This window comes from Siansivirga zeaxanthinifaciens CC-SAMT-1, assembly GCF_000941055.1.
Classification (GTDB): domain Bacteria; phylum Bacteroidota; class Bacteroidia; order Flavobacteriales; family Flavobacteriaceae; genus Siansivirga; species Siansivirga zeaxanthinifaciens.
Genome location: NZ_CP007202.1, coordinates 575987 through 601933 on the forward strand (window position 1 = coordinate 575987; position 25947 = coordinate 601933).

The 25947-nt window shown below is 34.6% G+C and carries 21 protein-coding genes; 11 read left to right on the forward strand and 10 right to left on the reverse strand.

Going from position 1 to position 25947, the window contains the following annotated elements; translation table 11 throughout:
• Positions 1 to 3 precede the first annotated feature (3 nt).
• Positions 4 to 1797, reverse strand: a complete 1794-nt coding sequence (gene uvrC, locus AW14_RS02630) for an excinuclease ABC subunit UvrC (RefSeq protein WP_044637400.1) — start codon at positions 1795 to 1797, stop codon at positions 4 to 6.
• A 225-nt stretch (positions 1798 to 2022) separates the two neighbouring features.
• On the opposite strand from uvrC, the gene AW14_RS02635 reads away from it, so the two are divergent.
• Genes AW14_RS02635 through AW14_RS02650 form a run of 4 tightly spaced genes read left to right on the forward strand, consistent with a single transcriptional unit; the run spans position 2023 to position 4867 of the window.
• Entirely contained in the window at positions 2023 to 2448 is a 426-nt protein-coding gene (locus AW14_RS02635; protein ID WP_044637401.1) for an ATP-dependent zinc protease family protein, read from the forward strand.
• Positions 2445 to 3323 carry a 30S ribosomal protein S6--L-glutamate ligase gene (gene rimK / locus AW14_RS02640; protein WP_044637402.1) on the forward strand — a complete coding sequence of 293 codons (879 nt, stop codon included), beginning with the start codon at positions 2445 to 2447 and terminating at the stop codon, positions 3321 to 3323. Before AW14_RS02635 ends, rimK begins: the two co-directional genes overlap by 4 nt.
• Before the next feature lie 3 nt (positions 3324 to 3326).
• A complete protein-coding gene (locus AW14_RS02645; RefSeq protein ID WP_044637403.1) occupies positions 3327 to 4301 on the forward strand; it encodes a succinylglutamate desuccinylase/aspartoacylase family protein in 975 nt (324 codons plus the stop codon).
• Positions 4302 to 4303: 2 nt separating this feature from the next.
• Positions 4304 to 4867, forward strand: coding sequence for a 5-formyltetrahydrofolate cyclo-ligase (locus AW14_RS02650; protein WP_044637404.1), 564 nt, complete (start codon positions 4304 to 4306; stop codon positions 4865 to 4867).
• Here AW14_RS02650 and AW14_RS02655 read toward each other — a convergent pair.
• The 8 genes from AW14_RS02655 to panC all read right to left on the reverse strand — a co-directional run bounded on the left by AW14_RS02655 (position 4855) and on the right by panC (position 14269).
• The gene (locus AW14_RS02655; RefSeq protein ID WP_044637405.1) at positions 4855 to 5487 is read right to left on the reverse strand and encodes a lipoprotein signal peptidase; all 633 of its coding nucleotides are present in this window, start codon (positions 5485 to 5487) and stop codon (positions 4855 to 4857) included. The two genes, AW14_RS02650 and AW14_RS02655, sit on opposite strands and share 13 nt — an antisense overlap.
• Positions 5488 to 5593: 106 nt before the next feature.
• Entirely contained in the window at positions 5594 to 5974 is a 381-nt protein-coding gene (locus tag AW14_RS02660; protein ID WP_044637406.1) for a TraR/DksA family transcriptional regulator, read from the reverse strand.
• Between the two features lie 4 nt (positions 5975 to 5978).
• Entirely contained in the window at positions 5979 to 9383 is a 3405-nt protein-coding gene (gene ileS / locus AW14_RS02665) for an isoleucine--tRNA ligase (protein ID WP_044637407.1), read from the reverse strand.
• Between the two features lie 135 nt (positions 9384 to 9518).
• The gene (gene radA, locus AW14_RS02670) at positions 9519 to 10877 is read right to left on the reverse strand and encodes a DNA repair protein RadA (protein ID WP_044637408.1); all 1359 of its coding nucleotides are present in this window, start codon (positions 10875 to 10877) and stop codon (positions 9519 to 9521) included.
• Positions 10877 to 12028 (reverse strand): alpha/beta hydrolase, encoded by a 1152-nt coding sequence (locus tag AW14_RS02675; protein WP_044637409.1) that lies wholly within the window; start codon positions 12026 to 12028, stop codon positions 10877 to 10879. The genes radA and AW14_RS02675 overlap by 1 nt, the downstream gene beginning before the upstream one ends.
• A 61-nt stretch (positions 12029 to 12089) precedes the next feature.
• Positions 12090 to 13049: a lysylphosphatidylglycerol synthase transmembrane domain-containing protein gene (locus AW14_RS02680; protein WP_044637410.1), complete on the reverse strand. Its 960-nt coding sequence runs from the start codon at positions 13047 to 13049 to the stop codon at positions 12090 to 12092.
• 4 nt (positions 13050 to 13053) lie between these two features.
• A complete protein-coding gene (gene panD, locus AW14_RS02685) occupies positions 13054 to 13404 on the reverse strand; it encodes an aspartate 1-decarboxylase (protein ID WP_034042051.1) in 351 nt (116 codons plus the stop codon).
• 13 nt (positions 13405 to 13417) lie between these two features.
• The gene (panC, locus tag AW14_RS02690; protein ID WP_044637411.1) at positions 13418 to 14269 is read right to left on the reverse strand and encodes a pantoate--beta-alanine ligase; all 852 of its coding nucleotides are present in this window, start codon (positions 14267 to 14269) and stop codon (positions 13418 to 13420) included.
• A gap of 270 nt (positions 14270 to 14539) precedes the next feature.
• On the opposite strand from panC, the gene AW14_RS02695 reads away from it, so the two are divergent.
• From AW14_RS02695 to AW14_RS02725, 7 genes are all read left to right on the forward strand, one after another.
• A complete protein-coding gene (locus AW14_RS02695; protein ID WP_044637412.1) occupies positions 14540 to 15349 on the forward strand; it encodes a glycogen/starch synthase in 810 nt (269 codons plus the stop codon).
• Between the two features lie 23 nt (positions 15350 to 15372).
• Positions 15373 to 16986, forward strand: a complete 1614-nt coding sequence (locus AW14_RS02700; protein WP_044637413.1) for a DUF4270 domain-containing protein — start codon at positions 15373 to 15375, stop codon at positions 16984 to 16986.
• 15 nt (positions 16987 to 17001) lie between these two features.
• The gene (gene glmS / locus AW14_RS02705; RefSeq protein WP_044637414.1) at positions 17002 to 18849 is read left to right on the forward strand and encodes a glutamine--fructose-6-phosphate transaminase (isomerizing); all 1848 of its coding nucleotides are present in this window, start codon (positions 17002 to 17004) and stop codon (positions 18847 to 18849) included.
• A 204-nt stretch (positions 18850 to 19053) separates the two neighbouring features.
• Positions 19054 to 21807 carry a TonB-dependent receptor gene (locus tag AW14_RS02710; protein ID WP_044637415.1) on the forward strand — a complete coding sequence of 918 codons (2754 nt, stop codon included), beginning with the start codon at positions 19054 to 19056 and terminating at the stop codon, positions 21805 to 21807.
• Between the two features lie 5 nt (positions 21808 to 21812).
• Positions 21813 to 23333: an SGNH/GDSL hydrolase family protein gene (locus AW14_RS02715; protein ID WP_044637416.1), complete on the forward strand. Its 1521-nt coding sequence runs from the start codon at positions 21813 to 21815 to the stop codon at positions 23331 to 23333.
• A gap of 169 nt (positions 23334 to 23502) precedes the next feature.
• A complete protein-coding gene (atpD, locus tag AW14_RS02720; RefSeq protein WP_044637417.1) occupies positions 23503 to 25011 on the forward strand; it encodes a F0F1 ATP synthase subunit beta in 1509 nt (502 codons plus the stop codon).
• Positions 25012 to 25072: 61 nt separating this feature from the next.
• The gene (locus AW14_RS02725; protein WP_044637418.1) at positions 25073 to 25366 is read left to right on the forward strand and encodes a F0F1 ATP synthase subunit epsilon; all 294 of its coding nucleotides are present in this window, start codon (positions 25073 to 25075) and stop codon (positions 25364 to 25366) included.
• 76 nt (positions 25367 to 25442) lie between these two features.
• On the opposite strand, the gene AW14_RS02730 is transcribed toward AW14_RS02725, so the two are convergent.
• On the reverse strand, positions 25443 to 25883 hold the full coding sequence (locus AW14_RS02730) for a LexA family protein (protein ID WP_044637419.1): 441 nt from the start codon (positions 25881 to 25883) through the stop codon (positions 25443 to 25445).
• Between the last annotated feature and the right edge of the window lie 64 nt (positions 25884 to 25947).

The window sequence follows — 25947 nt, forward strand, 5'->3', positions numbered from 1 at the left end:
GTGTTATTTTTTGTGATAATAACTATATATTTTTTGGGCTCTCGATTGTCCCACAACTGCTTCCAGCTCATTAAATTCTGCTTCCATAATACGTTTTACAGATTTAAAATGTTTTAACAAGTCTACAACCGTTTTATCTCCAATTCCCGCAATCGTTTCTAACTCGGTATTTAAAGCCATTTTACTTCTTCGGTTTCGGTGATGTTCTATTCCGAAACGGTGTGCTTCATTTCTTAAGTGCTGAATAACTTTTAGGGTTTCGCTTTTCTTATCTAAATATAATGGAACTGAATCATTTGGGTAAAATAATTCTTCCAAACGCTTCGCAATTCCGATTATAGCTATTTTTCCTCTTAAATTTAGGGCATCTAAACTTTTTAAAGCCGATGATAGTTGCCCTTTTCCACCATCAATTATTATGAGTTGAGGCAAGGGCGCTTCTTCTTCGAGTAAACGTTTGTAGCGTCGATACACTACTTCTTCCATAGATGCAAAATCGTCTGGACCTTCAACTGTTTTTATATTAAAATGCCTGTAATCTTTTTTACTTGGCTTTCCATTTTTAAATACCACACAGGCCGCAACCGGATTGGTTCCTTGTATGTTGGAATTATCGAAACATTCAATATGCCTCGGCTCTTCGTGCAAACGCAAATCGGTTTTCATTTGCGACATAATTCTATTAACATGGCGGTCTGGATCGGTAATTTTTATTTGTTTAAACCGTTCTATTCTATAATATTTTGCATTGCGAACAGACAAATCTAAAATGTGTTTTTTGTCGCCTAATTGCGGCACGGTTACCTTAATATTTTCTCCGATATCTACATTAAAAGGTACGTAAATTTCTTTTGAATTTGAATTAAATCGTTGCCTAATTTCAACAATGGCTAATTCTAAAAGTTCTAAGTCTGTTTCGTCTAATTTCTTTTTAATTTCGAGGGTATGCGAGCGAATAATAGAACCATAAGAAATTTGTAAAAAGTTAATATAACCATAACTTTCGTCGCTAACAATAGAAAACACATCGACATTACTTATTTTCGGATTTACGATGGTAGACTTGGCCTGGTAATTTTCTAGAATTTCTAATTTTTCTTTTATTTTTTGCGCTTCTTCAAATCGCATTTCTTCGGCAAAGGTTTTCATTTGAGATTTAAATTGCGCCAATGAATCTTTAAAATTTCCTTTTAAAATCTCTTTTATTTCTTGAATGTTGTTACTGTATTCGGCCTCGGTTTCATAGCCCTCACAGGCGCCTTTGCAATTGCCTAAATGGTATTCTAAACATACTTTGTATTTGTCGGCTTCAATTTTTGCTTCAGATAAATCGTAATTACAAGTTCGCAAACTGTAAAGTCCTTTTATTAAACCGAGTAAGGTTTGCACCGTTTTTCCGCTGGTATAAGGTCCGAAATATTCGCTACCGTCTTTTATTACGCGTCTTGTAGAAAACACTCGAGGGAACCGTTCTTTTTTTATACAAATCCAAGGATACGATTTGTCGTCTTTCAATAAAACATTATACCTGGGCTGATACTTTTTTATTAAATTATTCTCGAGCAACAGCGCATCGGTTTCGGTATCTACAACAATATGTTTTATGCTGTTTATTTTCTTAACTAAAACGCGGGTTTTACCACTATCGTGTGTTTTGTTAAAATAAGAACTTACTCGTTTTTTTAAGTTTTTTGCTTTCCCAACATAAATTATTGTACCATTAGCATCGTAATATTGATACACTCCGGGTAATTCGGGTAAGGTTTTTAATTGGATTTCTAAGGTTGGGTTTTCCATGAATTTAGTAAGGTAATCGCATTGATAACTTTTTCATAACAAAAGATATTGTGTCATTAAAACGAAAGAATCGTTATATTTATCTTTTATTCAAGTTCATTTCAAAGGTAATTATTTTAAATTTTTTTAACCGGAATGTGTTCAAGTAAATGTGTTAAACTTTTATACACAAATGGCTTATTAAATAACTAATTTGTTACATTGCGGCACTTTTAAAATGAAACAATGAGTAAAAAAACAATAGGCAGAGTCGATAAAACAGATTTCCCTAGTTTGGGTTTATTCAATATTGACGTAAAAATTGATACGGGTGCTTTTACCTCTGCCATACATTGCTCTGAAATTATTGAAATAGACCTAAAACTTCATTGTATTTTTAATAGTAATTCACATGAAAATTTTGGCAAAACCGAAATTGTTTTTAGTGAATATTCGCGAACGAAGGTAAAAAGCAGCAACGGATTTAAAGAAAATAGATATAAAATTAAATCTGATGTGGTGTTTTTCGGAAAAACATATAAAATTAATTTAACATTAAGCACGCGCGACGACATGAAGTTTCCTGTGCTCATTGGAAGACAGTTTTTAAAACGCAAATTTATTGTAGATGTCGATTTAGAGAACGTTTCCTTTAACTCAAAAACACCATGAACATAGTTATATTATCAAGAAATCCTAATTTATATTCTACAGACAGACTGGTAGAAGAAGGCAAAAAAAGAGGACATCTTGTAGAAATTATAGACCCATTAAAGTGCGATATTATTATAGAAAAAGAGAAACCTACTATTTTCTATAAAAACCGATATTTAGACTATGTTGATGCTGTAATTCCTAGAATTGGCGCTTCTATAACATTTTATGGCTGTGCGGTGGTACGTCAATTTGAAATGATGAACACTTTCACCATAGCTACCTCCGATGCCATTCAGCGTTCAAGAGATAAACTGCGCAGTTTGCAACGTCTTAGCAAGGCTGGTATAGGTATGCCTAAAACCGTTTTTACCAACTACTCTCGTGATGTAGAGGAAGTTATAGAACATGTAGGTGGTGTTCCTGTAATTATAAAACTTTTAGAAGGCACCCAAGGTTTGGGGGTTGTTTTAGCCGAAACCAAAAATGCTGCCGAATCGGTTTTAGAAGCTTTTAATGGCTTAGAAGCGCGTGTTATAGTTCAAGAATTTATAAAGGAAGCTAAAGGCGCCGATATTAGAGCTTTAATTGTAGACGGACAAGTAGTTGGAGCTATGAAACGCCAAGGTAAAGAAGGAGAGTTTCGATCTAATTTACACCGTGGTGGTTCTGCCAATATTATTAAATTAAGCGAAGACGAACTTCGTTTGGCGATGAACGCTTCAAAGGTTTTAAAGTTACCTGTTTGCGGCGTAGATATGCTTCAATCTGCTCGTGGACCTTTACTTCTTGAAGTAAATTCTACTCCAGGTTTAGAAGGTATTGAAGCGGCTACCGGAAAAAATATTGCTAAAAGTATTATAACGTATATCGAAAGAAACAGACACAAATAATATATGCAACTACCATCGACCAATATTTTAACCATTTTAGACACAAAAATATATCCCGGCGAAAGTAAAGAAGTAAATTTTGATGTTGCAAACTTGCATACCTCATCACCGGTAAATGTTCCTATTATTATAGAACGCGCAAAAAAACCTGGTCCTATTGTACTTTTTACTGCTGGAATTCACGGCGACGAAGTTAACGGTGTCGAAATTGTAAGAAAAATTATTGCTCAAGGTATTAATAAACCCAAATGCGGAACCATTATCTGCATTCCTGTTATAAATGTTTTTGGTTTTATTACTTTAAAACGCGAATTCCCCGATGGCAGAGATTTAAATAGAGTGTTTCCGGGTACTGTTGATGGCTCTTTGGCCAGCCGCGTCGCACATAAATTAATTCATGAAATTATGCCTTACGTAGACTACGTAATGGATTTTCATACTGGTGGTGCAGGTAGATTTAACGCGCCTCAAATTCGCATATCTAAAGAAAGCAGAGCATTAAACGAACTGGCAAAGGTTTTTGGGGCTCCTTTTGTTTTATATTCATCGCACTTAAAAAAATCGTTTCGAGATACCTGCTTTAAACTGGGTAAACACATGCTTTTATTTGAAGGCGGAAAATCGCATCACATCGACGAAACAGTAACCAATGCTGGTGTAAACGGTGCCAAACGCGTTTTAAGTCATTTAGGCATGCTTAACGTGAAAATAAAAGTCCCAAAACAAAAGAAAGAAATCGTTTTTATTAATGATAGTCGTTGGCAACGCGCCAGTCATTCTGGGATGTTTCGAGCCGATATTGCCATTGGTAGTTTAGTTAAAAAAGGCGATATTATTGGAAGTATAACCGACCCGTACGGGAAATTAAACTTCGATGTGAAAGCACCTAATTCTGGATACATAATTAATGTAAACGAATCGCCTATTGTGTATCAGGGAGATGCGCTTTTTCATATTTCTACTAAATTAAAACGCTAAAAATGCTTAAACCCGAATTACGAAAAAAATACAAAAAGCTTCGTAATGCATTGGATGTCAATCGTGTTGACGATTTAAGCATGACTGTGGCGAATAAACTTTTAAAATTACCCATCTGGGATTTCAGCTTTTACCATATCTTTTTATCTATTGAAGAACAAAAAGAAATTAACACCGATTATATTTTAAACATTCTCTCTGGAAAAGACAAAAACATTGTGATTTCAAAAAGTGATTTTGAAACGGGTTTAATGACGCATTTTCTATTAACAGACAATACAAAAATTAAAAAAAACGCATACAACATTCCCGAACCTATTGATGGTATAGAAATTTCAACTGAAAAAATAGAGGTTGTTTTTATTCCGCTTTTGGCTTTTGATGCCGTTGGAAATCGCATTGGTTACGGCAAAGGTTTTTACGATCGTTTTTTAACCGATTGTAAACCTTCTACCATAAAAATTGGACTTTCTTTTTTTGAAGCAGAACAGGCTATTACCGATGTTTTTGAAACCGATATAAAACTCGACTATTGTGTAACTCCTAAAACCATTTATGGGTTTTGATCAATCTTCTTAAATGCACGTTTATTAAAAACAATAAGCATAACAAACCCGGTACTTATAGCTACATCTGCTATATTAAAAACGGGTTCAAAAAAATTGAAACGTTTGCCTGCATATACTGGAAAAGATTCTGGAATATCTATCTCAAATAAAGGAAAGTAAAGCATATCGACCACCCGGCCATGTAAAAGGGTATCGTAACCACCAGATTCTGGTAAAAAAGTAGCGACTTGATTAAAACTATCTTCAAACAAAACACCGTAAAACACCGAATCTATTATATTCCCTAAAGCACCTGCAAAAATTAGAGCAACAGCTATAATTAAAGTATTAGAAGCCTGTTTTTTAGTAGCATCATACAACCAGTAACCAATTCCAAAAATAGCAATAACACGAAACACGGTTAAAGCAATTTTTGCAGTACGATCGGAAATGAAAGAAACAAAATCACTAATTTTTGTTCCCCAAGCCATGCCGTCATTTTCAATGAAATAGATTTGAAACCAATCAAATACATGAATACTTTCTTGAAGCTTAAAATGGGTTTTAATGTAAATTTTACTTATTTGATCAATTAGTAAAATAATGATAATTAAGACTATAGATTTTTTTAAAGACATTAACGTTTAAAATTTTAAAATAGGAACGCTACTCCAGTATACATAACAAATAAAAAACGTCTCGCATATATCGAGACGTTTTAAAGGTATTAATTTTCGGCAATACTTATTGCATATTTTTTGCTTCGATGCTTAAAGTTGCATGAGGTACTAATTTTAAACGTTCTTTGTTTATTAATTTACCAGTAACACGACATACACCGTAGGTTTTATTCTCAATTCTTATAAGCGCATTTTTTAAATCGCGAATAAACTTTTCTTGTCTAATAGCCAACTGAGAATTAGATTCTTTACTCATGACCTCACTACCTTCATCAAAGGCTTTAAATGTAGGTGAAGTATCTTCGGTACCGTTAGAATGATTATTCATGTAGGCACTTTTAATAAGCTCTAAATCGTGCTGTGCTTTTTCTATTTTTTCTAAGATAATAACTTTAAACTCGGCTAAATCCTTATCAGGGTATCTTACATTTAAATCTAAATCCATATTTCTAATTTTTTTGTATAAACAATTTGGTATTTACATCATCAAAGGCAATTTCTATACCGTTTTCTAATATATCTATTATTTCAAGTTCATCGGCTAAAGTTTCAGCTTTAATATAAGCTTTATTAGCTTCAATAGCACTTGTAATTTGTTCGTCTTTTTGAAGCTTCACATCGATTCGATCGGTTACTTCAAATCCAGAATCTTTTCTTAAATTCTGAATACGATTTACAAGCTCTCTGGCAATACCTTCTTTTCGTAAATCTTCACTAATTGTAACATCTAAAGCCACTGTTAAACTGCCTTCATTTGCTACCAACCAGCCTTCAATATCTTGTGAGGTAATCTCCACATCATCAAGACCTAAAGATATATTTTTTCCATTAACTTCAACCTCTAAAGAACCATTTTGTTCTATTTTGTTAATATCTTCTGGTAAAAAGTTAATTACTGCATTGGCAATGGCTTTCATGTCCTTTCCAAAGCGCGGTCCTAAGGTTTTAAAATTAGGTTTTATTTGTTTTACTAAGATGTCTGAAGCTTCTTCTAACAGTTCAATTTCTTTAACATTAACCTCATGTTTAATTAAATCGGAAACAGCTGCTATTTCTTCTTTCTGTTGCTTATTATTAACAGGAATCATTATTTTTTGAAGCGGCTGGCGTACTTTAATTTTTTCTTTAGCTCGTAACGATAAAACTAACGATGAAATTATTTGAGCACTTTCCATTTTACGCTCTAACGACTTATCTACAAATGAAGCATCAAATACTGGGAACTCGGCTAAATGAACACTTTCAAATGTTTCTTTATTAGTAACGCCATTTAAATCCATGTATAATTTATCCATAAAGAATGGGGCTATTGGTGCACCTAACTTCGCTATGGTAAGCATACAAGTATATAATGTTTGATATGCTGAGATTTTATCGGCTTGGTAATCGCCTTTCCAGAAACGTCTTCTGCTTAATCGCACATACCAGTTACTTAAGTAATCTTGCGTAAAATCTGAAATGGCACGAGCCGCTTTTGTTGGCTCATATTCGGCGTAATAAGCATCTACTTTTTGAATTAATGTATTTAATTCTGAAAGAATCCATCTGTCAATTTCTGGGCGTTCATCCAGAGGAATATCGGCTTCGGCATAGGTGAAATTATCTAAATTCGCATACAGCTGAAAAAACGAATACGTATTATATAACGTACCGAAGAATTTACGTTTTACTTCTTCAATACCTTCTAAATCGAATTTTAAGTTATCCCATGGATTGGCATTTGAAATCATGTACCAACGGGTTGCATCGGCTCCGTAAGTTGATAAAGTTTCAAACGGGTCGATGGCATTGCCTAAACGTTTCGACATTTTTTGTCCGTTCTTATCTAAAACCAAACCATTAGAAACCACGTTTTTATAAGCTACCGAATCGAAAACCATGGTTGCAATAGCGTGAAGCGTATAAAACCAACCACGTGTTTGATCGACACCTTCTGCAATAAAATCGGCTGGATACGAAGTTCCTTTATCTATTAAATCCTTATTTTCAAAAGGGTAATGCCATTGTGCGTAAGGCATGGAACCAGAATCGAACCAAACATCAATTAAATCGCTTTCACGTTTCATTGGTTTGCCACTTGCAGATACCAAAATAATGTCATCAACAATATTTTTGTGTAAGTCTATTTTAGCATAGTTTTCATCGGAATTGTTTCCAACTTCAAAATCTTCAAAAATAGCTTTTGAAAGCACACCGGCAGAAACCGCTTTTGCCATTTCTTGCTTAAGTTCTTCAACCGAACCAATACAAATTTCTTCTTTGCCATCTTCTGTTCTCCAAATTGGCAACGGAATACCCCAATAGCGTGAGCGCGATAAATTCCAATCGTTTGCATTGGCCAACCAGTTTCCAAAACGACCTGTTCCTGTAGCTTTTGGCTTCCAGTTAATGGTTTCATTAAGCTCGAACATGCGTTCTTTAACGTCGGTTACTTTAATAAACCAAGAATCTAACGGGTAGTATAAAATAGGTTTATCGGTTCGCCAGCAGTTTGGATAGCTGTGCTTATATTTTTCAACCTTAAAGGCTTTATTTTCTTCTTTTAATTTAATGGCTATTTCAACATCTACCGAACGCTCAGGCGCTTCGCCTTCATTGTAATATTCATTTTTAACATATTTACCTGCAAACTCGCCAACTTCGGGTCTAAATTTACCTTGTAAATCTACTAAAGGCACTAAGTTGCCGTTTTCGTCTTTAACCAACATAGGTGGCACTTCTGGTGTTGCTTGTTTAGCTACCAGTGCATCATCGGCTCCAAATGTAGGAGCAGTATGCACAATACCTGTACCATCTTCGGTAGTAACGAAATCTCCAGAAATAACTCTAAACGCATGTTCTGGATTATCGTTTGGAAGCACATATGGCAACAATTGCTCGTAAGTGATACCAACTAAATCTTTACCAAGAAATTCTTTTACTACGTAAAATGGTATTTTTTTATCGCCCGATTTATAATCTAAAAGCTCCGATTTGTTTTCAACCTGGTTAAATTTCCCTGCGAATTGGTAGTTAACTAATTTCTTAGCTAAAATCACATTCATAGGCTGAAATGTATATTGGTTGTATGTTTCAATCAAAACGTATTCAATTTTTGGACCAACCGTTAAAGCTGTATTACTCGGTAAGGTCCAAGGCGTTGTGGTCCAAGCTAGAAAATAAATATCGCCTTCGTTTTGTAAAAAATCTGGTAACGATGCTTGGTTAGCTTTAAATTGAGCAACAATGGTTGTATCGGTTACATCTTGATACGTACCGGGCTGATTTAACTCGTGCGAACTTAAACCTGTACCAGCTTTTGGTGAATACGGCTGTATGGTATAGCCTTTGTATAATAAATTCTTGTTATAAATTTCTTTTAACAACCACCAAACACTCTCCATATATTTTGGTTCGTAGGTAATGTATGGGTCGTCCATATCTACCCAATATCCCATTTTTTGGGTTAGGTCGTTCCAAACATCGGTGTAACGCATTACGGCTTTACGACAGGCGGCGTTATAATCTTCAACAGAAATGGTTTTACCAATATCTTCTTTAGTAATGCCAAGCTCTTTTTCTACGCCTAACTCAATAGGCAAACCATGAGTATCCCAACCCGCTTTACGCTTTACCTGGAAGCCTTTCATGGTTTTGTAACGTGGAAAAATATCTTTAATAGCGCGCGCTAAAACGTGGTGAACACCAGGTAATCCGTTTGCAGAAGGTGGCCCTTCAAAAAACACAAACGACTCGTGATTTTCTCTTGTTGTAACACTTTTTTCGAAGATGTTGTTTTCTTGCCAATAGTTAAGAATTTCTTCTGCAACATTTGGTAAGTCAAGTCCTTTATATTCAGGAAATTTCGCTTTCATTTTATCCAATTTCTAATCGAGGTGCGAAATTAAATAATTTTAAGGAAATAGACCCCCGAGAATTAAATAATTTACACGCTTTTAAAGCTTAAATCTCATATTTGCAATTTGAAACTTAAAAACGCTAAGAATTAACTAAATAACAAAATCTACCAAATCTTCAATTTTAGAGATTAATTGAATTTTAATAACGGTATTTTTAAGGGTTATTTTGTTGTATTTAGATACAAAAATTGTTGAAAAACCGAGCTTTTCGGCTTCTAATATACGTTGTTCCACTCTCTGAACCGGACGTATTTCGCCAGATAAACCAACCTCGGCTGCAAAACAAAAATCTTTTTGCAGAGCAACATCTTCGTTAGATGATAAAATTGCTGCAACCACGGCTAAATCGATGGCTGGGTCGTCTACCGTAATACCGCCTGTGATGTTTAAAAAAACATCTTTAGCAGCCAGCCTAAATCCGGCACGTTTTTCTAAAACTGCCAATAACATATTTAAGCGTTTGGCATTAAACCCAGTGGCACTACGTTGGGGTGTGCCATAAACTGCGGTGCTTACCAGCGCCTGAACTTCTATCATTAACGGGCGCATACCTTCTAATGTGGCTGCAATGGCATTCCCCGATAATTCTTCGTCTTTTTTAGAAATTAAAATCTCTGAAGGATTGGTAACTTCACGCAAACCAGAACCTTGCATTTCGTAAATTCCTAACTCGTTTGTGGAACCGAATCGGTTTTTGTGCGCGCGTAAAATTCTGAAAACATGGTTTCTATCGCCTTCAAACTGTAAAACCGTATCAACCATATGCTCTAGTATTTTAGGTCCGGCTATGTTACCATCTTTAGTAATATGACCAATTAAAACAACTGGAGTAGCAGTTTCTTTAGCAAATTTTATAAGCTCTGTGGTACATTCTTTAATTTGAGAAATACTACCCGACGACGATTCTATATAATCGCTATGCAATGTTTGAATGGAATCGATAATAACAATATCGGGCTCTAAAGCTTCAATTTGTTTGAAGATATTTTGAGTTTTAGTTTCGGTAAGTATATAACAGTTGTTGTTGTCTGGATTGATGCGTTCTGCACGCATTTTTATTTGTTTTTGACTTTCTTCACCAGAAACGTACAAGGTTTTATAAGGTAACTTTAATGAGATTTGAAGCAATAAGGTACTTTTACCTACACCTGGTTCGCCTCCCAACAAGGTTAAAGAACCTGGCACAATACCACCACCAAGCACGCGATTAAATTCACCATCGAAGGTGTCTAATCTTGCTTCATTTGAAGCATCAATATCTTTTATTCGTAATGGAACAGCTGCCCTTTTTACGATTGAAGTGAGCGATTTCCAATCGCTCTTTTCGGGTGTTTGAATGACTTCTTCTACAATGGTGTTCCATGCTTTACAAGCGTTGCATTGTCCTTGCCATTTGGCATATTGCGAACCGCAACTCTGACAAAAAAAGGTTGTTTTTACTTTAGCCATTAATACCCGAAATCGCTTTTAATGGCTTCTGCCTTTTGTGACATTTCATCTTTTGTAATACCAGCAATCTCATCTAAAGTATATCCAGATTGATAGGTTCGCATGGCTTTTTTAGACTCCCCTTTCTCTTCGTAAAAACGCGCTAAATAATAGCTTCCTAATAAGGTTTTAGGATATAAATCTCTGGCAATCTTACCTAGTTGTTCGTAATCGTCGAATTTTTCATTTTTTTCGATAGCTGCCGCTATGGCTCTAAAATCGTTAATTAATATTTTCTTTTTTAAACCATACAAGTTAAAAATGTCTTCATATTTTTTTTGAAGATATTCTACAGGCGAGCCATCCAATTTTAAAATAGTTTCTTGATATTCTTTTTTACTGATGGGCTGATACACACTAAAAAAGTTTTGCAATGCATTTGGAATGGCAGATAATGGCACCGAATAATGAGAAGGTTTTTCAAAACTATCAAAACTGTATAATAGTTTGTCATTTTCAATAGCTGCCAAATCTGTATTTAATGCCGAAGTTGCCTTTTTAATAGATTCTGTATCGTTATGCGTATTTGCTAAATAATAAAACGTACTCGTTTGTACTTTTTTTAATTGCTCAGGTAAATAGGTAATCATGTCTGGAGCAAGTTCTGGACTTATTGTTATATATGCCTGAAATAATGGTTGGGGCTTTAACAAATAATAATTAATAAAATTAGCTGTTTCACCATGACCTACAATAACACGAAAATTGGTAGTTCGGAAGTTTTGTTCTATGTAAGGTAATAGCTCCATGCCTAAAAACTCAAAAAAATTAGCTCCAGACTCTATAGGCAACGAGTTTTGTTTAGAATATAAACAATCGTCGTAACGCTTTCCAACTTGATTAATTCCCACCACTACAGATTCTGGCATATCCTCCCAATACGAGTAATAATCGACATTTCCAGAAACTGCTTCAAATAAATAATCGCCATCTAAAACAAAAATTACCGGATATTCTTTATTTCTATCTGTTTTGTAGCTTCTAGGTAGTAATATTTTTATTTCTCTTGTTTCTCCTAATTTTGAAGACTCGAAAGTTTCATATTTAGCCTGAGCATTTAGAATAAATCCCGTAAAAACGATTAATAAAATAGAAAGGAAATTCTTCTTCATAAAAAAGTATTTTGAATTTTATAATGGCAAGGTATGAAATAAAGCAAAACTTTAAAACGAGTTATCGCTTGTTTTTTCTGTTATAAATGGGAAGGTATAACAACGACAACCCACCAAAAATAATTATCATTAAGGTTTGCGACGACCACATAATCCAACCAAAAGCAATACTTGGTTGTTCTGCAATACCAAAAATTGAAAAAGCAGCATAAATGGCCAACGGATATGAACCAATACCTCCATTGGTTGCTGCAATACTGAAACTTGCAGAAATAAATCCAACTAAAATGGTTCCCATTGAAATACCCTGTAAATCTTCAATTGAAAAAGACGTTACGTAAAACATGAGCACATACATAGCCCATATAAATAAAGTATGAAAAATGAAGGCCCATTTTTTCTTCATTTTAAAAATGCTTAAAAGACCTTCTAATAAACCCGAAATAAAACTTTTAATTTTTTGTGCCAAAGCCGATTGGCTTTTTTTAATAAGGTTTACAAAAACCCATGCTAAAACGCATAAAGCAACCAAAGCGATACTAATTTTAACAGGATTAAATCTTTCAATTAAAAAGGCATAAATGAAATCGAATTGAAGAAAAAGAGTGACCAAAATAATACTAAACATAACAATTAAATCGGCGATACGCTCTGCGACAATAGTACCAAAGCCTTTCTCGAAAGGCACATCTTCATAATTTGCTATAATAGAGGCTCTGGCAACTTCACCTGCTCTGGGAATGGTATAATTAATTAAATAGGCAGCAAAAACAGCCATAAAACTATTGCCAAATTTAATTTTATAACCCAAAGGCTCTAACATAAATAACCAACGGTAAGCACGAGATAAATGACTTAACAAACCAAGAAAAACACCAAGAAAAAGCCAGAAGTAATTGGCTTTTTTAAAGTAAATAAGTATTTCTGAAATAGAAACTTTAGATAATGAATACCAGACTAAAAAAACTCCCAACAATAATGGGAGTATAATTTTAAGAATTTTTTTTATCTGAAAGTTCAAGGTTTTATTTTAACAAGTTAGTGGCCTCATCTGGGAATACTAACGAGGGCTTAAAAACTTTAGCCTCTTCAATATCCATAAAGGCATAGGTAATTAATATTAAAGTATCTCCAACCGATACTTTTCTTGCTGCTGCACCATTTAAAGTTATTTCACCAGAATTTCTTGGTCCTGGAATACAATAGGTTTCTAAACGTTCGCCATTATCATTATTAACAATTTGTACTTTTTCGCCTTGAATAATATTGGCAGCGTCCATTAAATCTTCATCAATAGTAATACTACCAATGTAGTTTAATTCTGCACCGGTACATTTAACTCTGTGAATTTTAGATTTTACTACTTGAATTTGCATGTGGCAAAGTTAATTAATTTAGAGCAATATTATCAATTAGTCGAATATCATCTGCATAAACGGCTATAAATGCTCTGTGCATTTTTGTTTTAGATTTTCTTTTTACTGTTTTTAGGGTTTCAGCATCTGCTATTATAAAATATTCTAATTTTAATAATTCATGCTTAGCAAATTGTTTTTCAACCCATTGCATAACTTCATTAGCACTTTTTGTGCCAAAATATTGTTTTGCCAGTTTTAATGTTTTAAATATAAAAGGCGCCGCTTCTTTATAGGCTGGCTTTAACCTAACATTTCTAGAACTCATGGCTAAACCCGATGGTTCTCTGTAAATATCGCAACCAATAATTTTAACAGGAATACGGTGCTTTTCTACCAGTTTTTTTATAATTTGAAGCTGCTGAAAATCTTTCTCACCAAAGTAAGCCTGCTCGGGTTTAACAATTTCAAACAAGCGTTTAACTATAGTGCCAACACCGTCAAAATGACCGGTTCTAAATTTACCTTCCATTTCAAACTCCAATCCGTCATAATCAAAATGCTCTGAAATGGCTTCTTCGCCATAAACATCTTCTACGGTTGGTGCATACACCAAAATACGGTCTTCACTTAAACCTTCTAATAATTTAATATCATTTTCTAAAGTTCTAGGATACTTTATTAAGTCTTCTTTGCTATCAAACTGGGTTGGATTTACAAAAATACTCACAACAACTTTATCGTTGTTTTCTAAAGCCGTTTTAACCAATGCCAAATGCCCTTCATGTAAAGCGCCCATGGTTGGCACTAACCCCAAGGTTTTTTGTTTAGCTCTTAAGGCATCAATAACCGCTATAATTTGTTGTTTTTCTGAGTAAACTTCCACCGTTTAATTTAAATTTAATGGGTGCAAACTTAAGATTTTACAACCAATCTGCATAAAATTTTGTACTTTTGCGTGTTTTTTATTTTCAATTATAGAAAGTAGATACCCATTAAATCGAGTATTCTACATGAAGTAGGCTTTTAAAAGGTCTTGAAAATGCTGTTTTTTTTTAAAATTCAGCAGCGAAAAAAACAAAAAAACAAGCTCATTTTCAATTATTTAAAATTGATTGAATGCGCTTAAGAATTATTAAGCAATAAAACCAGACCCATGAAAGATAAGAGGATATTATATGTATCATCTGAAGTAGTTCCTTATTTACCTGAAACCGAAATCTCTTCAATGTCGTTTGAAGCGCCTAGACTTGTAAATCAGCAAGGTGGACAAATAAGGATTTTCATGCCTCGATATGGCAATATTAACGAAAGAAGACATCAATTACATGAAGTTATAAGACTTTCTGGAATAAATTTGGTAATTAACGATCTCGATATGCCACTTATTATAAAAGTAGCATCCATCCCTAAAGAGCGTATTCAAGTATATTTTATTGATAACGACGAATATTTTAAAAGAAAAGCCACGTTAACCGATGAAGACGGTAAATTGTTTACCGACAACGATGAACGCGCTATTTTTTTTGCTAAAGGTGTTATTGAAACCGTTAAAAAATTAAATTGGTCGCCAGACATTATTCATGTTCATGGTTGGTTAGCTTCTTTGCTGCCAATTTATCTTAAAGAATATTACAAAGACGAACCTTTATTTAGCGAAAGTAAAATTGTTACTTCGGTATACAATCAAAGTTTTAACAATACGTTAAATAAAGATATGATTAATAAAGTTAAATTTGATGCTATTAATGAAGATGCTATAAAAGTTCTTGAAGAACCTTCTTATACTAATTTAATGAAAGTGGCTATCGATTATTCTGACGCTTTAATAGTTGGCTCTGAAGATATTCCTGCAGAATTAGAAAGTTATTTAAAAGCATCAAATAAACCTGTATTAGAATACAAAAACAAAGATGAATTTGGTTCTGCTTACACTAAATTTTTTAGTGAAACCGTTTTAAGCTAACCAATTACATTCATAAAATTTATATGAAAAAGAATTTTAAAGCCCTTAAATTTTTCGCAGTTTTAGCCCTTATTATTTCATCTTTTATAGCTTGCGATAAGGAATTTACAAATATTGAAAGTGATGTACTTGGTGAAAACAATGCTAATTTTAATAAAGACGTTGAAACCTTAGACATAACAGCATACAACAAAAAGTTGTCTTCTGTTCAAATTAATGGATTGCCTGCAAATCTATTAGGTGTATTTAACGATCCTGCCTACGGTAAAACAACGGCAAGTATTGTATCTCAAATTACACCAACTACCTTTAGCCCAGATTTTGGTGTTAACACGGTTATAGATTCTGTAGTGTTAACTATTCCTTATTTTTCTAGAGCCGTAACAGACTCCACTTACACCATCAAAGATTCTTTATATGGTAAAGCCGAAAGTCCGTTCAAATTATCTATTTACCAGAATACTTACTTTTTAAGGGATTTTGATCCTACAAGCGCCTTAGGAAACACGCAACGATATTTTTCATTACCTGACGGAACAGTATCAGACGGAAATTCTGTAATTAATTTCGAAAACTTTAAAAATCCTACACCTATTTTTGAAATAAACGAATTTACACCAAGCGATAAACGAATTCGTTTAGATTCTTACAATACTGCTGGCGAGTTACAAACTAATTACATAGCGCCTGCGATGCGTTTTAAATTAGATACAGACTTTTGGAAACAAACCATTATTGATGCACAAGATGCAGGTTATTTTGCAAATGCAAATAGTTTTAAAAACTACTTTAGAGGCTTATATATTAAAGCCGAACCTATTGGTAATAGTGGTAATATGATGCTATTAAACTTAGCTTCGACAACTGCCAACATCGTAATATATTACACCAAAGATTCTACAGTAGAAAATGAAAGAATAGGAGCTAGCTATATATTTAATTTTTCTGGAAATATTTTAAATACTTTTATTAATGATTATAGCATTGCTTTAACCGATGGCGATACCAATGCTGGAGATACATCGCTTTACCTAAAAAGCACCGAAGGTTCTATGGCTGTGGTAGACTTATTCTCTGGAACTTCTATTGAAGACTTTAAAAAAGCCTACAGACAAACAACGACAACAGGCGATTATATAAAAGGAACAAATGGCAATTATTTATTAAAACGCTTAATAAATGATGCGCAATTAATTGTTTTTGAAGATACTTCTATAAATACAGACAACATACCAGACTACCATAAATACGACCGTATTTATGCATACGACCTAAAAAATAATCAGGAAACTATAGATTATCAAATAGATCAAATTAGTAACACTCAATTTCCTATTAGTTCTAAATTAATAAGTTTAAGCCAGCGAGATACCATACAAGCGCGTTATAAAATTAGACTTACAGAACATTTAAATAGTATCTTGTTACAAGATTCTACTTCTACAAAAATAGGATTAGTAATATCTAATAATGTTAACGTTACGTCACCATCCAAAGTTTTAAATAACAACGAATTAACAGGCGTTCCTGTCTCTGCGGTAAATATGCCCAGAGGCACTATTTTATTCGGAACAAACAATAATGTTCCAGCGAATAAAAAGATGAGATTAGAAATATTTTTCACCGAACCAAAGTAACCCAACCAAAATATTATGTGCGGAATTGTTGGTTATATAGGACATAGAGAAGCCTATCCTATAATTATTGAAGGTCTTAAACGATTAGAGTATCGAGGTTACGACAGTGCTGGTGTTGCCTTGTTTGATGGAGAAAATTTAAAAGTTTCCAAAACAAAAGGCAAAGTTTCAGACTTAGAAATTTTATGTGAAAAAGAAAATACTAAAAATGGAAGCCTTGGTATTGGTCATACCAGATGGGCAACTCATGGCGTCCCCAATGATGTTAACTCGCATCCACATATCTCCAACTCAGGAAATCTGGTAATTATTCATAATGGAATTATCGAGAATTACGAGTCGCTAAAAAAAGAGCTTATATCTAGAGGTTATACTTTTAAATCTGATACAGACACCGAGGTTCTTATTAATTTAATTGAAGAAATAAAAAAGAACGAAAATGTAAAGCTTGGCAAAGCCGTACAACTAGCTCTTAACGAAGTGGTTGGCGCTTATGCTATAGCTGTGTTCGACAAAAACAGACCAGAAGAAATTATTATTGCTCGACTAGGAAGCCCATTGGCTGTTGGAGTTGGCAAAGATGAATATTTTATTGCAAGTGATGCATCTCCCTTTTTAGAATATACTAAAAATGCTATTTATCTTGAAGATGAAGAAATGGCTATAGTTAGTATTGAAAAGGGCATTAAGGTTAGAAAAATTAAAGACGATTCTTTAGTAGCGCCATATATTCAAGAGTTAAAATTAAACCTTGAACAAATTGAAAAGGGAGGCTACGACCATTTCATGCTCAAGGAAATTCACGAACAACCTAAAGCAATTACAGACACTTACCGTGGACGATTGTTACGAAGCGAGGCTATCATTAAAATGGCTGGTGTTGAAGATAACATGAAAAAGTTTCTTAATGCAAATCGCTTTATTATTGTGGCTTGCGGAACATCATGGCATGCAGGTTTGGTGGCAGAATATATTTTTGAAGATATTGCCAGAATACCTGTTGAAGTAGAATATGCTTCAGAATTTAGATATAGAAACCCGGTTATTACCGAAAATGATGTCGTTATCGCCATTTCTCAATCGGGAGAAACAGCAGATACATTGGCAGCTATAAAACTAGCAAAATCTAAAGGTGCTTTTGTTTTTGGCGTTTGTAATGTTGTAGGCTCTTCTATTGCCAGAGAAACCGATGCCGGAGCGTACACGCATGCAGGACCAGAAATTGGGGTGGCATCAACAAAAGCTTTCACAACTCAAATTACGGTTTTAACATTAATGGCTTTAAGATTAGCGCGAGCTAAAGGAACTATAAGTAGCTCCGATTTCCGCCATCATTTATTAGAATTAGAAATGATTCCTAAAAAAGTTGAAAAAGCTTTAGAGGAAGATGAACATATTAAAAAGATAGCCGATATCTACAAAAATTCTCGCAACTGTTTGTACTTGGGGCGTGGTTATAATTTTCCTGTGGCTCTAGAAGGCGCACTAAAATTAAAAGAGATATCATACATTCATGCCGAAGGTTATCCGGCTGCAGAAATGAAACACGGACCAATTGCATTAATTGATGAAAACATGCCAATAGTTGTAATCGCCACAAAAAAAGGACATTACGAAAAAGTGGTGAGTAACATTCAGGAAATTAAATCTAGAAAAGGTAAAATTATAGGCATTGTAACAGAAGGCGACGAACAGGTTAGAGCACTTGCAGATCATGTTATTGAAGTACCTGAAACCATCGAATCGCTTACACCTTTAATAACTACAATTCCTTTACAGTTATTATCTTATCATATTGCTGTTCTATTAGGTAAAAACGTAGACCAACCACGTAATTTGGCAAAATCGGTTACAGTAGAATAAATTAATATAAAAAACCAAACAGGGCTAATTTAAATAAAGTTAGCCCTGTTTTTTTATGTCTAATTTTTACAAAATTTTACTAAAATGACAATTATAACACCTTGAAATTATTAAATTTACTATGCAAGCATAACTTTTTTGTCATTTTACTATTAAATAATTATTTCTTTATATATATTGCTTAAAAATTAAATTAATCTTAATATGAAAAAATTGCTCTCTCTATGGCTGATTTTTAGCGTTGGTATAGCCTTTTCCCAAACAAAAATATCAGGAACAGTTTTAGATGATAACAGTCAGCCCTTGCCTGGGGCAAACATTATCATCTTAGGCACTACTATTGGTACAGTCTCAGATTTTGATGGGAATTTTAATTTAACCACAGACAAAAAGCCTCCTTTTAGCCTTCAGGCTAGTAGCATTGGTTTTGATACCGTTGTTATTGAAATTACCTCTCAAAATCAAAAAGTATCATTCGTATTAAAAGAAGGCACATCTTTAGATGAAGTCGTAATTTCTGCTTCCAGAACTCCCGAACGCATTTTCGAATCGCCAGTAACAGTCGAAAGAATTGGTTTAAAAGAAATTAAAACCTCTGCTTCTGTCGATTTTTATGACGGATTAGAAAATCTAAAAGGTGTCGATGTAAATACCAACAGTTTAACCTTCAAATCGGTTAATACGCGTGGTTTTGCAACTTTTGCGAACAACCGTTTCATGCAATTAGTTGATGGGATGGACAACTCTACTCCTGCTTTAAATTTCCCTATAGGAAATTTAGTTGGTATGACCGAAACCGATGTATTAAGTGTCGAATTACTACCTGGGGCCTCTTCGGCTTTGTATGGAGCGAATGCTTTTAATGGTATTTTATTCATGAGAAGTAAAAACCCATTCGATCACCAAGGCATTAGCGCTTCTGTAAAACGAGGTATTACATCACAAAAAGCAGCTGGAAACAACCCTTATACAGATGTTAGCTTTCGTGCAGCATACAAGTTTAGCAACAAATTTGCTGGTAAAATAAACTTTGGTTACTTACAAGGTACCGATTGGGCTGCGAATAGCACACAAGATAAAAACCGGGTTGGAGGAACCAGAGAAAACAATATAAACTATGATGGTGTAAACGTTTATGGTGATATTGTTTCTACCAATATTAGAGCTGCTGCGGGCGGGTTAGGCATTATCCCTAACGTATCGGTAAGTAGAACGGGTTACAACGAAGCCGACCTAACCGATTATAATGCGGAAAGCGTTAAAGCCGATTGGGGTTTATATTACAGACCTTTTGAAGATGATTTCGAAATATCGTATGTTGGTAAAGTAGGTACTGGGTCTACCATTTACCAAGGAACCAATAGATATTACATCGATGGCTTTTTCCAAGAGCAACATAAACTTGAATTAAAAAACAAAAATTTCTTTTTAAGAGGATATTTGGTTGCAGACAAAGCTGGAAACTCTTACGATATGGTTGCTACCGCTATTCAAATTAATCGTGCCTGGAAAAGTGACGAGCAATGGTTTGGAGATTATATAAACACCTTTGTAGGCGCTACTTTTAGTGGTGCTACAGAAGATCAGGCGCATGCAGCTGCAAGATTAGCTGCAGAGAATGGGCGTTTTGAACCCGGAACACCAGAATTTGAAGCCGCATTTAATAAAAGTATTAGCGACCCAGATATTTTAACAGGTTCTAAATTTCAAGATGCATCAAAATACTATCATGCAGATGGAAATTATAATTTTAGTGATTTAATCGATTTTGCTGAAATTCAAGTTGGTGGTTCGTACAGAAAATATAATTTAAACTCGTTTGGTACTATTTATACCGATATAGATGGCCCAATTGACTATTCTGAATATGGAATATACACACAAATTCAGAAAAACATAGAATTAAATTATGCACTGGAATTAAAACTAACAGGTTCTGTAAGATACGATAAATCGGAGTTCTTCGATGGTTTCTTTTCACCAAGAATATCGGCTGGTTTAACAATAAATAAAAATCATAATGTAAGAGCTTCTGTGCAAACAGGATTTAGAAATCCAACAACCCAAGATTTATTTATTGGATTAGATACAGGTGCTTATGTTTTAGTAGGTTCTGCTCCAGAAAATTTAGACCGATATTCAAGACCATATAATATAAGTCCTGCCGGACAATTATTAGGGCAGCCTGCAACTATAAACCAATCCGGTCGTGCAGGTTATACAAATTCTTATACTGCCAGTTCTGCATTAGCTGCGGCTGCTAATGGGAATGCTGCCTTGTTGGAAGTTGCTAATCCAGATATTGTAAAACCAGAACAGGTAAGTTCGGCCGAAATAGGATATAGAGGTAAATTTAGCAACATAACTATTGATTTCAGTATGTATTACAATAAATACAAAGATTTCATCTCTCAAGGTCGTGTAATAGCCCCGTTTTATGGAAACGTGATAAGTGACGCTTCAACCGCATTCGAGGCAATAAAAAATGACGATTTCCAAATTTATGGCACATACACCAATGCGGAAGCCGATGTAAAATCGTATGGAGCCTCCATAGGAATATCAACTAAAGTATTTGGTGATTTTGATTTAAGCGGAAGCTATACTTATGCCAAACTCGACTTCGATCAAGCAAAATACCCAAGCTTCGTAACAAACTTCAACACACCAGAACACAAATTCAAAGCCTCCTTTGGAAATACCGAATTATTTAAAAACTTTGGTTTTAATGTATCCTATAGATTTAGTGATGACTATTTCTGGGAAGGTACTTTTGGTGACGGTGTCGTTCCAGAATTCCATGTCGTAGATGCTCAAATTAATTATACCGTGCCAAGTATAAAATCAATTTTTAAAGCAGGAGCTACCAATCTTACTGGTAAAGAATACTACACAGCATTTGGAACAGGCTTTATAGGATCTATGTATTACTTATCATGGACAATTAACAATTTATAATTATTATGAAAACGCATATTTTAAAATCAAAATATATTTGGCTGCTAATTATTATCATTAGTTTATCAGCCTGTAACGATATAGAAGATGTAAGCAGGGAAACTCCTGTAACGTCACTCCCAGAATTAACAGCAGGTACTGCAAATTTCTCTAAGTTCGTTTCTCTGGGAAATTCGCTAACCGCCGGATTTACAGATAACGCGCTATTTAAAGCATCACAGGAAAATTCGTTTCCAAACATTCTCGCTAGTAAATTTGCGCTTGTAGGAGGTGGAGAATTTACACAACCACTTATGAATGATAATGTTGGAGGTTTTCTTTTTGGCGGCATGCAAAGCAGCCAGTTTGCTCCGAGATTATATTTCAATGGATCGGGTCCTGCCCTGCTTCCAGCAACATCTTCGACAGAAGTTTTTGCACCATCCATAGGAAGTAAAAACAATATGGGAGTTCCTGGAGCATCTAGCTTTCACCTACTATTTAATGGATATGGTAATCCAGCTAATTTAACCTCAGCAACACCAACTGCCAACCCATACTTTGTAAGAATAGCAAGCAGCCCAACAGCTACTATTTTAGGTGATGCCCTTGCACAAGCACCAACATTTGTTTCACTATGGATTGGAAACAACGATATACTGGGCTATGCTACTTCTGGGGCAAGTACCAGCGGCCCAACATCAGAGGCTATATTTAACAGTTCTATTGATGCCATTGTTGGTGCATTTCAAGCAGCAAATGTTCAAGGCGTTATGGCGAATATTCCTAACGTAACAACCATTCCATTTTTTACTACGGTACCTCATAATCCGGTACCCTTAGATAGTGCTACAGCACAATATTTAAATAGTGCAGCGGCATATGGCGCTTACAATGCAGGCATACAAGCGGCTTTTGGTTATTTAGTTAGTATAAACGCTATAAGTCAAGCCAATGCAAATGCCGAAATTGCAAAAAGAACCATAACATTTAATCCTGGTCCAGGAAATGCTGTTGTAATTATGGATGAAGATTTAACAGACTTAACAGCCATTAATCCGGCATTAATAAGCATGAGACAAGCCACCAAAAACGACTTACTGGTTTTAACAAGCTCAAATTTTATTGGAACACAAGCTGTACCAGGCAATCCTGCTACTGTAAATGGTGTTGCCATTCCGCTTGCCGATAAATGGGTTTTAACCCCAGAAGAACAAGAAGAAATTATAGCAGTTACAAACACCTTTAATAACAAAATAAAAGCAGCAGCAACAGCAGCTGGGTTTGCATTTGTAGATGTAAACACAATATTAAATCAATTAGCCACTGGCGGAATAAGTGATGGGAACTTTACGCTCACATCAAATTTAGTTACAGGAGGTGCCTTTGGTTTAGACGGTGTGCACCCAACTTCTAGAGGATATGCCCTAATAGCAAACGAATTTTTAAAGGCTATCGATAAAACCTATGGTTCAAATTTCGAAGCTTCCGGAAATCTAGTAAACATTGGCGATTATCCTACCAACTACTCACTAGCATTGCGATAAAAATTAAATAAAAAAACTATAACGGTAACACCTTCAAATTGAAGGTGTTATTTTATTATAAAAAAGCTTAAAAAACAACTTTCATTTTAAATTAAAAAAATTATCTTTGCACGCGAAAACTTATTCAGTATTCACCTAATTAAAACGCATAATATTAAACATATAAGTAATGTCTAAAGTTACAGGTAAAGTTGCACAAATAGTAGGTCCGGTTATCGACGTTGAATTCGCTGCTGGTTCAGAGCTTCCAAGAATTTATGATTCATTAGAAATTAAAAGACCTGATGGTTCTTTGTTAGTACTAGAAGTACAATCTCACATTGGTGAAGATACAGTACGTACAATAGCAATGGATTCTTCGGATGGTTTAAGTAGAGGTACAGAAGTTACTGCAACTGGTGCCCCAATACAAATGCCTATTGGCGATGATGTTTACGGGCGTTTATTCAATGTAATTGGAGATGCTATTGATGGTTTAGGTAACTTACCTAAAGCTGGAGATGCTGGTTTACCAATTCACAGACAAGCACCTAAATTTGAAGACTTATCAACGTCTACTGAAGTTTTATTTACAGGTATTAAAGTAATTGACTTAATTGAGCCTTACGCAAAAGGTGGTAAAATTGGTTTATTTGGTGGTGCTGGAGTAGGTAAAACCGTATTAATTCAGGAGTTAATTAATAATATAGCAAAAGGTCACGGTGGACTTTCAGTATTTGCTGGAGTTGGAGAAAGAACTCGTGAAGGAAATGACCTTTTAAGAGAGATGTTAGAATCTGGAATTATTCGTTACGGTGAAGATTTCATGCATTCTATGGAAGATGGCGGATGGGATTTATCGAAAGTTGATAAATCTAAAATGAAAGAATCTAAAGCTACTTTCGTATTCGGACAAATGAACGAGCCACCAGGAGCACGTGCGCGTGTTGCCTTATCTGGTTTAACAATTGCCGAGTATTTCCGTGATGGTGCTGGCGACGGTCAAGGTAAAGATGTACTTTTCTTCGTAGATAACATTTTCCGTTTTACACAAGCGGGTTCTGAGGTTTCTGCATTATTAGGTCGTATGCCATCTGCGGTAGGTTACCAACCTACATTAGCAACAGAGATGGGTGCGATGCAAGAGCGTATTACTTCTACAAAAAGAGGTTCTATTACATCTGTACAAGCGGTTTACGTACCTGCAGATGATTTAACGGATCCTGCACCAGCAACAACGTTTGCTCACTTAGATGCTACAACCGTATTATCTCGTAAAATTGCAGAGTTAGGTATTTATCCAGCGGTAGACCCATTAGATTCTACTTCTCGTATCTTAACTGCCGATATTTTAGGCCATGATCATTATGCTTGTGCTCAAAGAGTAAAAGAGTTATTACAACGTTACAAAGAATTACAAGATATTATCGCTATTCTTGGTATGGAAGAGCTTTCTGAAGAAGATAAATTAGCTGTAGGTAGAGCAAGACGTGTACAACGTTTCTTATCGCAACCATTCCACGTAGCAGAACAGTTTACAGGTATTCCAGGTGTACTAGTTGATATTAAAGAAACTATTAAAGGATTTAACATGATTATGGATGGTGAATTAGATCACTTACCAGAAGCTGCGTTTAACCTTAAAGGGACTATCGAAGAGGCTATCGAAGCTGGAGAGAAAATGTTAGCAGAAGCGTAAACTAGTAATGAGATATTAGGAGCGAGAACTTCTAATTACTCAATACTCAATACCCAAAAATATGTATTTAGAAATTGTATCACCAGAGGCCACTTTATTTAGTTCTGAAATAGATTCTATAGCCGTACCTGGTGTAAATGGAGAGTTTCAAATTTTAGATAATCACGCTTCCATTGTATCGGTATTAAAAGAAGGTGTTATTAAAATACACACGCATACAAAAAGTCATTTAGTTTTTGATACCTTACACTCTGAAGTGATTCCATTTCATGATGATGATAAAATTTTAACATTACAAATTAAGTCTGGGACACTTGAAATGAAAGATAATAAAGTGATTGTTTTAGTTGACTAAACCAAACTTATTCAAACATAAAAAACGCGAAACCTAATAAGTTTCGCGTTTTTATTTAAATGTATTTCTAAAATAGTTATACCTTTTTTATAACATTGGTAACGATACCCCAAATAATAAAATCGTTTTCTGGTGTTATTTTAATAATAGGGTAATTGGGGTTTTCTGGTTGCAACCAAACCTCATCTTTATCAACTTTTAATCGCTTTACAGTAAATTCACCATCTAAAAAACAAACCGCTATTTTATTGTTTGAAGGTTCTAAACTTCGGTCTATTAGCAGCAAATCATTGTCATCTAGTCCTGCGCCTATCATAGACTGGCCGCTAACACGTGCATAAAAAGTGGCTTCTTTATTTTTTACAAGCTCTTCATCTAATGATAAACGTTGTTCACTAAAATCTTCGGCAGGCGATGGAAAACCGGCAGAAATACCCGTGTCGAAAAAATGAGCAGAGGCGTCATCTAAAATTTCTGGTGTAAAGAAGGTTAAACTTCCAGATTTGTGTGCTATCATAACATCCTGTTTATTATTCCGCGAAAGCGTGACTTTTTTGAATTGTAAATATATCTTTTATTTG